Source organism: Moorena sp. SIO4E2, assembly GCF_010671945.1.
GTDB lineage: Bacteria > Cyanobacteriota > Cyanobacteriia > Cyanobacteriales > Coleofasciculaceae > Moorena > Moorena producens.
Map to the genome: position 1 here is coordinate 9,073 of NZ_JAAHIE010000091.1, position 10,494 is coordinate 19,566.

18 protein-coding genes are annotated in these 10,494 nt (G+C 46.0%); 11 read left to right on the plus strand and 7 right to left on the minus strand.

All coding sequences use genetic code 11. From position 1 onward, the window contains the following. Nucleotides 1-304 precede the first annotated feature (304 nt). Nucleotides 305-457, plus strand: a complete 153-nt coding sequence (locus F6K37_RS12690; protein WP_154659981.1) for a hypothetical protein — start codon at nucleotides 305-307, stop codon at nucleotides 455-457. Here the strand turns inward: F6K37_RS12690 and F6K37_RS12695 are convergent. After that, nucleotides 454-1,017: a PEP-CTERM sorting domain-containing protein gene (locus tag F6K37_RS12695; RefSeq protein WP_008190896.1), complete on the minus strand. Its 564-nt coding sequence runs from the start codon at nucleotides 1,015-1,017 to the stop codon at nucleotides 454-456. The genes F6K37_RS12690 and F6K37_RS12695 overlap by 4 nt on opposite strands. Nucleotides 1,018-1,385: 368 nt before the next feature. Between F6K37_RS12695 and F6K37_RS12700 the strand changes: the two genes are divergently transcribed. Continuing rightward, entirely contained in the window at nucleotides 1,386-2,708 is a 1,323-nt protein-coding gene (locus F6K37_RS12700) for a class I SAM-dependent methyltransferase (protein ID WP_008190894.1), read from the plus strand. Nucleotides 2,709-2,879: 171 nt separating this feature from the next. Here F6K37_RS12700 and F6K37_RS12705 read toward each other — a convergent pair whose 3' ends face one another. Further along, a complete protein-coding gene (locus F6K37_RS12705; RefSeq protein WP_287250548.1) occupies nucleotides 2,880-3,242 on the minus strand; it encodes a hypothetical protein in 363 nt (120 codons plus the stop codon). 68 nt (nucleotides 3,243-3,310) lie between these two features. Here F6K37_RS12705 and F6K37_RS12710 point away from each other — a divergent pair, with 68 nt between their 5' ends. Beyond that, nucleotides 3,311-3,460 (plus strand): hypothetical protein, encoded by a 150-nt coding sequence (locus tag F6K37_RS12710; RefSeq protein ID WP_287250552.1) that lies wholly within the window; start codon nucleotides 3,311-3,313, stop codon nucleotides 3,458-3,460. 100 nt (nucleotides 3,461-3,560) lie between these two features. Here F6K37_RS12710 and F6K37_RS12715 read toward each other — a convergent pair whose 3' ends face one another. The 3 genes from F6K37_RS12715 to F6K37_RS12725 are packed head-to-tail and all read right to left on the minus strand — an operon-like array spanning nucleotide 3,561 to nucleotide 4,293. Next, the gene (locus F6K37_RS12715) at nucleotides 3,561-3,776 is read right to left on the minus strand and encodes a hypothetical protein (protein ID WP_008190891.1); all 216 of its coding nucleotides are present in this window, start codon (nucleotides 3,774-3,776) and stop codon (nucleotides 3,561-3,563) included. A gap of 5 nt (nucleotides 3,777-3,781) precedes the next feature. Further along, nucleotides 3,782-3,940, minus strand: coding sequence for a hypothetical protein (locus F6K37_RS12720; RefSeq protein WP_165691847.1), 159 nt, complete (start codon nucleotides 3,938-3,940; stop codon nucleotides 3,782-3,784). 23 nt (nucleotides 3,941-3,963) lie between these two features. After that, entirely contained in the window at nucleotides 3,964-4,293 is a 330-nt protein-coding gene (locus tag F6K37_RS12725; protein WP_271968355.1) for a hypothetical protein, read from the minus strand. Nucleotides 4,294-4,366: 73 nt separating this feature from the next. On the opposite strand from F6K37_RS12725, the gene F6K37_RS12730 reads away from it, so the two are divergent. Further along, nucleotides 4,367-4,504 carry a hypothetical protein gene (locus F6K37_RS12730; protein ID WP_287250555.1) on the plus strand — a complete coding sequence of 46 codons (138 nt, stop codon included), beginning with the start codon at nucleotides 4,367-4,369 and terminating at the stop codon, nucleotides 4,502-4,504. On the opposite strand, the gene F6K37_RS12735 is transcribed toward F6K37_RS12730, so the two are convergent. Continuing rightward, nucleotides 4,475-5,281: a Uma2 family endonuclease gene (locus tag F6K37_RS12735; RefSeq protein WP_287250557.1), complete on the minus strand. Its 807-nt coding sequence runs from the start codon at nucleotides 5,279-5,281 to the stop codon at nucleotides 4,475-4,477. The genes F6K37_RS12730 and F6K37_RS12735 overlap by 30 nt on opposite strands. Nucleotides 5,282-5,536: 255 nt before the next feature. Here F6K37_RS12735 and F6K37_RS12740 point away from each other — a divergent pair, with 255 nt between their 5' ends. After that, the gene (locus F6K37_RS12740) at nucleotides 5,537-6,856 is read left to right on the plus strand and encodes an RNA-guided endonuclease InsQ/TnpB family protein (protein WP_131827092.1); all 1,320 of its coding nucleotides are present in this window, start codon (nucleotides 5,537-5,539) and stop codon (nucleotides 6,854-6,856) included. Between the two features lie 48 nt (nucleotides 6,857-6,904). On the opposite strand, the gene F6K37_RS12745 is transcribed toward F6K37_RS12740, so the two are convergent. Then, entirely contained in the window at nucleotides 6,905-7,033 is a 129-nt protein-coding gene (locus F6K37_RS12745; RefSeq protein WP_267872123.1) for a hypothetical protein, read from the minus strand. A 213-nt stretch (nucleotides 7,034-7,246) separates the two neighbouring features. On the opposite strand from F6K37_RS12745, the gene F6K37_RS12750 reads away from it, so the two are divergent. The 6 genes from F6K37_RS12750 to F6K37_RS12775 all read left to right on the plus strand — a co-directional run. Next, complete coding sequence (locus tag F6K37_RS12750) at nucleotides 7,247-8,449, plus strand: RNA-guided endonuclease InsQ/TnpB family protein (RefSeq protein WP_287250560.1); 1,203 nt, start codon at nucleotides 7,247-7,249, stop codon at nucleotides 8,447-8,449. Between the two features lie 35 nt (nucleotides 8,450-8,484). After that, nucleotides 8,485-8,694, plus strand: coding sequence for a hypothetical protein (locus tag F6K37_RS12755; RefSeq protein WP_131827091.1), 210 nt, complete (start codon nucleotides 8,485-8,487; stop codon nucleotides 8,692-8,694). 2 nt (nucleotides 8,695-8,696) lie between these two features. Beyond that, the gene (locus F6K37_RS12760; RefSeq protein WP_287250563.1) at nucleotides 8,697-8,900 is read left to right on the plus strand and encodes a hypothetical protein; all 204 of its coding nucleotides are present in this window, start codon (nucleotides 8,697-8,699) and stop codon (nucleotides 8,898-8,900) included. A 161-nt stretch (nucleotides 8,901-9,061) separates the two neighbouring features. Then, a complete protein-coding gene (locus F6K37_RS12765; RefSeq protein WP_287250565.1) occupies nucleotides 9,062-9,208 on the plus strand; it encodes a hypothetical protein in 147 nt (48 codons plus the stop codon). A gap of 102 nt (nucleotides 9,209-9,310) precedes the next feature. Next, nucleotides 9,311-9,907 carry a type IV pilin-like G/H family protein gene (locus F6K37_RS12770; RefSeq protein ID WP_287250566.1) on the plus strand — a complete coding sequence of 199 codons (597 nt, stop codon included), beginning with the start codon at nucleotides 9,311-9,313 and terminating at the stop codon, nucleotides 9,905-9,907. 192 nt (nucleotides 9,908-10,099) lie between these two features. Next, nucleotides 10,100-10,494: tetratricopeptide repeat protein (locus F6K37_RS12775; RefSeq protein WP_287250568.1), on the plus strand; the 395-nt coding region annotated here is incomplete at its 3' end.

Here is a 10,494-nt window from a genome sequence, read left to right on the forward strand (position 1 = left end):
GGGAGTCGGGAGTCGGGAATCGGGAATCGGGAATCGGGAAATGGGCAGAATTCTCCCGGAAACTATTGTGTATTTTGATACAAATAGTTAGAATTTTCACGGAAATCATTGTGTATTTTAATACATATTTTCCGGGGTTTCTACAATCATGAAAGTAGCTACTCGCTCCTTTGTAAAAAACCTACCCTTGTAAGGATGGGGAGATGGGGGAGATTTTGATTAAGGGTAATGATTCCGACATGATCTCACAGGAGGGGAGAGTGGGGAGGATAAATGCGATCGCTTTTAGCGGAAGCTGAGGCCTTTGGCCACGCTACGCGAACGCTTCATCGCGCAGCGGCTCCAAAGGAGCATCGCTTCTTCAACTATTCTCGACTCCCGATTCCCGTTCCCCTCCTGGGAGGGGTTAGGGGTGGGTTCCTACTCCCTACTCCCTACTCCCCTAGCCCAGACCTAAAGCTTCTTCTTGAGAGCTGAGGTAGCAGTTAATGCACCAACAGCTAATATACCGAATACAGTGGTTGGTTCAGGAACGGTAGCCGGGGCTCCGTCATAAAACACTGTAATGTCAAAGGTCACATTTTGATCAGCTTCTCGAAAAGCAAGAACTGCCTCACCAGGAGCAACACTCCCTGAGGTTAGCAACAGTTTTTTCATATCCTTAGAAAAGATAAGTTCACTGAAAATATCAGAAATACTTTCCTTACTCCAGGCTGCATCTTCTTCGCCAGGAATTGTGTAGAGTATACTGGTTAAGGTCTTGTCGATGTTATTTCCAATTACCACTCTACGCCCGAGATCTGTGGTAATGGAATCCCCAGTTTTACAAAAAGGAAGACAAAGTTGGGCAGTAGGCTCCTCACCAACGGGGGGCTTAACAACTACATTTTTAACTAGGGTAACTGCCTGGGCCACACTAGGCATTACCACAGTCATCAATGCTGCTGATGCTGTAGCCATAGCTAATTTTTTAGCCATCCCTTTGGTGACAGCTAATGATGATGATAATTCAGCCATCTAAATCCCTGATTATTTTACCTAGGTCATACTACCCAACAATCTGGACATTCTTTATAAATCTTTGGTAAACTTATCATCAAGATTGTGAAAGGTTGTATTCAGGTTATAAGGTAAGCAGTTAGCAGTCAGCAGTCAGCGGTCAGCGGTCAGCAGTCAGCAGTCAGCTATCAGCCGTCAGCTTATTTTATTCAAAAGCACCTAAAGTAGTGTGGCCAATGGCTGTTCGCGTAGCGTGCGCGTAGCGCATAAGCTAAAAGCTGAAAGCTGATAACTGATAGCTGATAACTGAAAGCTAAAAGCTGAAAGCTGATAACTGATAGCTGATAACTGATAGCTCCCTACTCCCTACTCCCTACTCCCTAATTATGGATACAAACGCCTCTGAATTACAAGAAAAAATTCGTCAACAATTTGATTTTGGCCCCTATCCCAGAATTCCCATCGACCGCTCCCCAAAAAAGCAGCTAAGCTTACTTTATTTCCATAATTTAGTTACCCCCTATTATTTAAGAAATCACCAAGTCATTAATCCAGACCAGAAAGTAATTTTAGATGCTGGCTGTGGCACGGGATACGGCTCATTAACCTTAGCAGAAGCGAATCCCGGAGCCAAAATTATTGGGATTGATATTTCGGAGCAGTCTCTGGATTTAGCCCGTAAACGATTAAGCCATTATGGGTTTGATGAGGCAGAATTTCATCAGCTCTCTATTTATGACTTACCTAGCGCTGGTTGGGAATTTGATTATATTAATTGCGACGAGCTACTGTATTTATTTCCTGATCCAGCTGTTGCCCTGAAAGCGATGAAAGCGGTTTTGAAGCCTCAGGGAATAATTCGCAGCAATCTACACAGTAAGCATCAACGTCACCTGTATTTTCGGGCACAAGAAGTCTTCCATGTGATGGGATTATTTGATGAAAATCCCGAAGATATGGAGATTGACATTGCTTTAAATACCATGAAAGCGTTAAAGAATAATGTTGAACTAAAAGCTAGAACATGGGATCCTAAATATGAGAGGGAAGACGGAAAAGAAACAGTTTTAATGAACTATCTTTTCCAAGGGGATAAAGGCTACACCATTCCTGATTTATTCGCTGGCTTAAGAGAGGCTAATCTAGAATTCATCAGTATGGTCCATTGGCGACAATGGGATTTAATGAGTCTATTTAAAGAACCAGACAATTTGCCAGTGTTTTTGGCCATGAGCTTGCCAGATATTTCTGTGGAAGACCGACTGCATTTGTTTGAGCTATTACATCCTGTTCATCGGCTCATAGATTTCTGGTGTGGACATCCCGAGCAAGGCCAATCCTTTACTCCAATTTCCGAGTGGACACTGTCCGATTGGCAGAAGGCTAAGGTACATCTCCATCCTCAGCTGAATATACCAGACGTGAAACAAAATATTCTCAAAGCCATTACTGAATTACAGCCTTTTGAAATTAGTAGGTATCTACCAGTGAGTGGAGTGGAGTCTCTGGTAGACAGTGCCGTTGCCTCTTGTTTATTACCTCTATTTGATTCCCCTCAGTCGATGCCATCTTTAGTAGAGCGATGGCAGAGATTGCGCCCAGTGGATCCCGTAACCCTGGAGCCGATAGCTGAGCAGAAGGCGTTTGATACGGTGAAAGAGGCATTGATGGGATTGGAGAATTATGGGTATATCTTGGTTGAAGGTTGAAGGTTGGCAGGTTGAAGGTTTGTAGGTTGGTAGGTTGAAGGTTGGCAGGTTGGCAGGTTGGCAGGTTGAAGGTTAAAGGTTAGTAGCCGTAGGGTGTGTTAGGGACCGGCTCTCCTGGATTTTTGGCCGATTGGCCAGGGTTGAGACAGCCGGTCCCGTAACGCACCAGGATCAGCCATCAGTGCGATCGCGAAGCAGCAGCTTGTAGGGTGGGCAAAAACACCAGGGTGCTCTGGAGTAGTTCATGATCACAGAATTTTGCCCACCATTACCGGTTGATGTCAGATATGCGTACCCATTAATGTTGTAGGGTGGGCAAAAACACCAGGGTGCTTTGGAGTAGTTCATGATCACAGAATTTTGCCCACCATTACCGGTTGATGTCAGATATGCGTACCCATTAATGTTGTAGGGTGGGCAAAAACACCAGGGTGCTTTGGAGAAATCTAGATCATCGAAATTTTGCCCACCATTACCGGTTGATGTCAGGTTTGCGATCGCGTTTGGCCGTAGCCATCCTGATTCAAACCTCACTGATTAATCCCTTGCTGGTGGGCAGGCAGTAGCCTTAGGGTGCGTTAGGGACCGGCTCTCCTGGATTTTTGGCCGATTGGCTGCCCGCGCGAAAATATATTAGACTTCGCGGCAGTTGTCGGGAACAGGGAACAGCGGATCACCGGAACAGTGGACAAGAATTGACGCAAAGCGATGCAGAGGTGCGACCCGTGGCGAATTTAATTCGACGACTGTAAGCGCACCTAAGTGGTCTTGGGGAGGCAGCGCGGTCTTGGGGGTTCCCCCCATGAGCGACTGCCGTGGTTTCCACCACTCGCTATTGCATCAAGAACACTATTAGAAAAATACTTTTGCAAGAGGTCTATTGTAACGGGCAAGATGCCCATTCCACCAAGATGCCCATTCCACCAAGATGCCCATTCCACCAAGATGCCCATTCCACCAAGATGCCCATTCCACAGTTAGTTGGTAGCCGTAGGGTGCGTTAGGGACCGGCTCTCCTGGATTTTTGGCCGATTGGCCAGGGTTGAGACAGCCGGTCCCGTAACGCACCAGGATCAGCCATCAGTTTCTTTGAAGTTTGTGATCGCATTGAGATCATCTTGGTGGTGCGTTACGGATGCGATGCTGCTGGCGAAACATTTATTAACACGCTGAAAGCCTTGATATTCAGTGTAATGGTCGAAAAACATTTTATAGTTTTGTAACGTAATCAACGGCAGAATAAGTGTTTTGGATGTTAACTTATATTTCGCCAGCAGCATCCGGATGCGATCGCATTAATTTCCAGATATGCGATCCCATTGAGATCATCTTCGTGGTGTGTTACCGGTGCGATCGCATTAATTTCCAGATATGCGATCCCATTGAGATCATCTTCGTGGTGTGTTACCGGTGCGATCGCATTAATTTCCAGATATGCGATCCCATTGAGATCATCTTCGTGGTGTGTTACCGGTGCGATCGCATTAATTTCCAGATATGCGATCCCATTGAGATCATCTTGGTGGTTTGTTACCGGTGCGATCGCATTAATTTTGAGAAATGCGAACGCGCCCCGCGTGACCAAAGGTCAATCCCATCCAGCTCTCTGCACACTCCCCAGGTGGTGCGTTACGGGGCGGACTATCTCAACCCGGGCGTTGAGGCCACAAATAACGGCAAGCCCGCCCCTAACACACCCTACGCCTCTCCCGATTCCCGATTCCCGATTCCCGATTCCCGATTCCCGACTCCCGATTCCCGATTCCCTACTCCAAAAGTGCCGCATCAATTCCTAAAGCCTGAAGTTGTTCGGGACTCAGAGCCTTCAATTGTGCTACCAACTGTTGCCGCTTTTGTTGCTCCTGCTGGGCTTGAGCCTCAGCGTAGGCTGCCCGCTCCTTGCCAGTTAGTAGTAGATTTCCCTCTCGATCCCACCATCGCAACCAAGGTTGTTCGGCTAGACCGAGATAGGTGCCTTGCCATACCCCTAGTTCTACATTCATTCGATTAATGGGATAGTGGTTGCGCTCGTTGGGACTCAGGCGCTCGTAGGTGCCATCTTCCCAGTGGTACACTTCCAACTCCCCGGTATTGATCATAAAGATGCCGTAGTAGGGAATGCGAATAATTTTTTCGTATACCCAGAATTTCCCGGGTTTTTGAACAGTACCATCTACGGCTTGTAACGGTGTCCGATCCCGTTCTTCCGCACCTGTACCCGATGCAAACTCTAGGGCAATCAGAGGTGTTATATATTCCCGCCACAACACATAAGAGCGTCTAATCTGGCCATCAAGTCGGGGGGGCACGTCAGGCACATAAAACCAATCCGGGGCTTCTGCACCTTTTTCCGGGGGGTTAGTCTCTCGCCAGTAAATCCCACAATCTTGACCGATGGCATAGCGATTGTCAGGGTGAAGCTCCTGCAAAACTGGCTCGATGGAGTCAGTCAGAAGAATGCTTTGGGGATGTTCCTGAAAATTTTTCACAAAGGTTCCATCAGATTCCGGCAGTTGGGTATGGTCTGGAAACGGGCGCAGTTGTTCGTCGATGGTGGTGTTGGAGTGAACCATAGAGCTTGTAGGGTGTTGAGATGGGATGCCCCCTTAACAAGAGGGGAACCATCGCTCTTGTTTATCAAATGAGGGAGCTTGAGGGAGCTATAAAACCCCGTCCTCAAAAACGAGCGAGTCGTTCAGACGAGCAATGTTTTAGGGCGGGGATACATGGACTCCCTCAAGCCAATTGAGGGGTTCGATGCCCCGAAAATTGGCAAATACATTACATCTTTACACAGCATCATAGCTCATGTAAGCTAGAATGAATCCATGCTAACAATGACTTACGAATACAAGCTACAACCAACCCCCGAACAGACCGCCATCATCGAACAAACTTTAGATGTGTGCCGTTGTGTTTGGAACTTTGCGCTTAGACAGCGTAAAGATTGGTGTAACTCTCGTAAGTCGGCTATCAATGCTTGTTCGATTCATTCTGAATACATCATTTCTGCTGACGAACCATTTCCCAATTACCACAAACAAGCCAAGCAACTAACGGAGGCTAAGAAACAATATCCTCAGTTAAAGATGGTTCATTCTCAAGTTTTACAGCAAACTCTAAGAACATTAGATAGAGCTTGGGATGACATGAAAGCTAGAGGTTTCGGTTTTCCACGCTTTAAGAATAAGTATCGGATGCGTTCGTTTGTCTTTCCACAACTAGGTTTAGACCCGATTAGAAATGATGCAATCAAGTTTCCTAAGTTGGGATGGGTTCAATGGCGACAGTCAAGACCGATTCCCCATGGGTTTGAAGTACGCCAAGCAAGGATAGTCTCAAAAGCATCTGGTTACTTTGTGATGCTGTCACTACAGCTAAATGTTGATGTTCCTAATCCCATACCTCATGGTCATCCTAGAGGACTGGATTTAGGCTTTGATAAGTTTGTGGCTACCAGTGACGGTGAAGAGATTAAGCGACCATTGTTTCTCAAAACCTTACAAAGCCAGCTTAAATTGCTGCAACGTAGGCTAAAGAATAAGCAAAAAGGTTCAAATAATCGACACAAGTTAAACCAAAAAATAGCTAGGCTACATCAACGCATATCGGATACCAGAAAGGATTGGCACTTTAAACTAGCTCATCATCTTTGTGATGGTGCTGGCATGATATTTGTTGAGGATATCAACTTTGTTAGTTGGCAAAGAGGAATCCTCTCGAAACATAGTGCTGATGCTGGCTTTGGTCAGTTTGTAAATATCCTTGAGTGGGTGTGTTTTCTCAGAAATGTGTATTTTGCCAAAGTTAACAAGGATGGCACAAGTCAAACTTGTCCTAACTGTGGCGCACATACAGGGAAGAAAACTCTAGATGTTCGTTCCCACCACTGTAATGAGTGTGGATACAGAACTACAAGAGATGTAGCAGCTTCTCAGGTTCTTAGAAATCGTGGAATATCTGCGCTAGGGCATAGCGTACTAGAAAATGTCTGTGGACTCAGAGCGACAGGGAGTATCGGTCACGATGCTCTAGTTGGCGGGGAACGAAGCAGAAAACCAGCATCGCGAGGTTCTGGAATCCCCTTCCTCAAAGCAACGGAGCATAGCGAAGTTGCGCGCGGGAGGGGAGGATGTCAACATCTCTAGCTTCCCCCTTATTAAGGGGGACGGGAGGGGGATCCCCACAACTGAAGGTTACCAGGTTGACGGCTTAATTATAGCGCTATCTTTGATCAACCTGGTTTCTTTGAGATATGCGATCGCGTAGCGTGACCATTCGCGTAGCGTGGCCATTCGCGTAGCGTGACCAAAGGTCAATCCCATTAATTTTGCAATCCTAATTCAAACCTTACCGATTAATCCTTTGGTGGTGGGCAGTGTGTACTTTGACCGAAGACCCTGAGGGCGCAAGCCCCTGGATTCTATCCATGGGGTTAGCCCGAACAGGAATTTATTCCCTAACTGCCCGGGAACTTTCTCTTTAATGTTTCGACTATAATAGTAAGTAAATAAACAACCCAAGGAGGTGATGTTATAGTGTTGGTTATGGAGTTTAAAGCTGTCCTAAAAGAGCCTCAAAAGTTAGCAATTAATGAAGCTATCAGAACTGCTCGATTTGTCCGGAATAAAGTGCTTAGGTACTGGATAGATAATCGCGGGGCAGGGAAGAAAGAACTCTATCGCTACAACACTCAATTAAGGGAAGAGTTTAAGTTTGTCAAAGACCTCAACAGTCATGCTTGTCAAGCCTCTGTTGAGAACGTAGAACGTGCCATTAAACGGTTCTTTGATAATTGCAAAAAGAAAATCCCAGGCAAGAAGGGATACCCTAAGTTCAAGAAGCATTCTAGGTCTGTTGAGTATAAGCAATCTGGATGGAAATTATCTCTAGATAAAAAATCCATTAAATTCACAGACAAAAAAGGCATAGGGCTAGTCAAGCTCAAAGGAACCTGGGAATTGTGGCGTTTCGACCAGAAACTGATCAAGCGGGTTCGCATTGTACAAAGAGCTGATGGCTACTACATTCAATTCTGCGTAAAACTCGACAATTCAGAACAGCTAGAAGCTACTGGTTTTACTGTTGGATTGGATGTTGGACTAAAAGAGTTTTACACCGACTCTGATGGGTACTCAGAACCTAACCCTAGATTCTATCGCAAAGGCGAAAAGCGATTAAAGTTTTATCAGCGTAGAGTCTCCCGGAAAAAGAAAGGCTCAGCTAACCGAAACAAGGCTATTAATAGGCTGGGTAGAACACATCTTAAAATAAGTAGGCAGCGTGAAGAACATGTCAAGAGACTGGCGCGTTGCGTAATCCGGTCTAACGACCTGGTCGCCTACGAAGATTTAAGAGTTAAGAACCTGGTCAAAAACCATTGTCTTGCCAAGTCTATTAATGATGCAGGTTGGTATCAGTTCAGGGAGTGGCTAGAATATTTTGGACAAAAGTTTGGAAGAATAACTGTCGCAGTGAATCCTGCTTATACTAGCCAAAATTGTTCTAGTTGCGGTGAAGTGGTCAAGAAGTCATTGTCAACTCGAACCCATGTCTGTAAGTGTGGGTGTCAGTTAGATCGCGATCATAACGCCGCTAAAAACATCTTAACGAGAGCCTTGAGTACCGTGGGGCACACGGGAACTTTTCAGAACGCTCGGGGAGAATCGACCTCTACTCTTCTTGGTTCCGGCCTGGATGAGCAAGTTGGCTCGCTGAACCGAGAATCCCCCGGTTTCTAACCGTGGGGAGTGTCAATATGGCTTTGTGATCTGATTTGTCTGACACACTGCCCACCCTACATCTTCATGGTAACCTGGTTGATTTGAGATATGCGATCGCGCCCCGCGTGACCATTCGCGTTCGCCCAGCGTGGCCAAAGGCCACCCTTGGCCTTTTGGCCAAGGTCAATCCCATCCAGCTCTCTCCACCCAACCCTTCCGGTGCGTTACGGGGCGGACTATCTCAACACTGCCTACGAGGTTGAACATGATGGCAAGCCCGCCCCTAACACACCCTACATCTAATTCAAACCTGACCGATTCATCCCTTGCTGGTGGACAGTGCTCCCGATTCCCGATTCCCGATTCCCGATTCCCGATTCCCCACACCCCACACCCCACACCCCACACCCTACTCCCATTGGTGGTGCGTTACGGGGCGGGCTCTCTCAACACTGGCGCTCGGTGTTGAACATGATGGCAAGCCCGCCCCTAACGCACCCTACACCTACATCTCTAGCTTCCCCCTTATTAAGGGGGACGGGAGGGGGATCCCCACACCTCAAAATTTTTTTTCCCCTAGATGATATGAAAATCAAAACAAGTGGGTAAGTTAAGTCTAGAAGAAAACAATTGGTAAGCATTCAGCTATCAGCTATCAGCTTTCAGCTTTCAGCTTTCAGCTATCAGCTTTCAGCTATCAGCTATCAGCTATCAGCTATCAGCTATCAGCTATCAGCTATCAGCTATCAGCTATCAGCTTTCAGCCATTGGCCGTAGGCCTGGGTAAGGGAACAGCTTTTGAATAAAAAAAGCTGACCACTGACCGCTGACCACTGACTGCTTACAACAAATCAGCATCCCACATCTGTATAAAGACTTATGAAAACTGATCTAAAAGTTAAACTGCTTAAGCACCTGAGCCAGAAAAAGCAAGACGAAGGTTTTACCCTTATTGAACTACTCGTTGTAATCATCATTATTGGAATTCTATCCGCCATTGCTCTGCCTTCTTTCTTGAACCAAGCTAATAAAGCCAAGCAGTCAGAAGCTAAAACCTATGTCGGTTCCATGAATAGAGCTCAGCAAGCCTACTACTTGGAAAACGATGGGTTTGTAACTGAAACTAGTGGTTTTGGTGAGTTAGGTCTTGGCGTTGCTACAGATACTAAGAACTACAAGTACGGGATAGAGGATAAAACTACCGATAAAGCAAGGGTCTCTAACTATGCAGACCCTATAAAGAAGCGTAATAATGAGGATGATCCTCCTGAATTTGATGATCAATCTTCACTTAAAGCATATCAAGGTGCCGTAGGCTTAGGTGAGATCGCAGAAACCAGTGAGGCAACCACCTTGGCTGTATTGTGTGAAGGTAAAAAAGCTGTGGGACTTGACGGTCCAAAGGCTGAGGATGCAGATGTCACTCTTGATGGAGATGGTAATCCCAAGTGTGGCGACGAGTGGAAGAAGTTATAAGCTTATTGATACTTAATTTAAAACCTTGCTGACAACAGTTTGAATCACCTAAAATAAGATATTTACTTAGAGTGGGTAGACGGTTCTACCTACTTTTTTTTATGGAAATACTTCAGTGGACAATTACCCTAATCAGGTTTTCAATAGTATTATAAAATGGGGTTATCTGTTTAATTTAAATAGCACAAAAGTATGACTAACTGGCAGGAACAAGCGGAGCAATATCTAATCCAGGGGGACTACAGTAAAGCCGCAAGCTTATACGAACAGGCTATTGACGCTGAACCTGATGTCATCGCCTACTACTGGCATTTAGGATTACTGTTCCTATTGCAGGGTCAAGAAACCGAAGCCCAAACCACTTGGCTGCTGGTGATGGCGGAGGCGGAGTCAGAGCAATTAGAGACTTGGACAGAGGAACTGCTCCAGGTGTTGCAAACCGAAGCTGAGCGCAGGCAGGAGTTAGGGGATAATGCGGTAGCCTGGGCAATCCGCCAGCATATGCGGGAAATTTGCCCCACGGATCTGACTAATCTCTTGGAAATTATTGCCCTAAGCATCAAGCTAGAAACCTTTAGGGGTGATGA

Coding starts and splice junctions, on each gene's coding strand:
- F6K37_RS12695 (WP_008190896.1), bottom strand. CDS start 1,017: ATGGCTGAATTATCATCATCATTAGCTGTCACCAAAGGGATGGCTAAA.
- F6K37_RS12745 (WP_267872123.1), bottom strand. CDS start 7,033: ATGGGATTGACCTTTGGTCACGCTACGCGAATGGCCACGCTACGCGAA.
- F6K37_RS12700 (WP_008190894.1), top strand. CDS start 1,386: ATGGATACAAACGCCTCTGAATTACAAGAAAAAATTCGTCAACAATTT.
- F6K37_RS12740 (WP_131827092.1), top strand. CDS start 5,537: ATGCTAACAATGACTTACGAATACAAGCTACAACCAACCCCCGAACAG.
- F6K37_RS12735 (WP_287250557.1), bottom strand. CDS start 5,281: ATGGTTCACTCCAACACCACCATCGACGAACAACTGCGCCCGTTTCCA.
- F6K37_RS12760 (WP_287250563.1), top strand. CDS start 8,697: ATGATGGCAAGCCCGCCCCTAACACACCCTACATCTAATTCAAACCTG.
- F6K37_RS12770 (WP_287250566.1), top strand. CDS start 9,311: ATGAAAACTGATCTAAAAGTTAAACTGCTTAAGCACCTGAGCCAGAAA.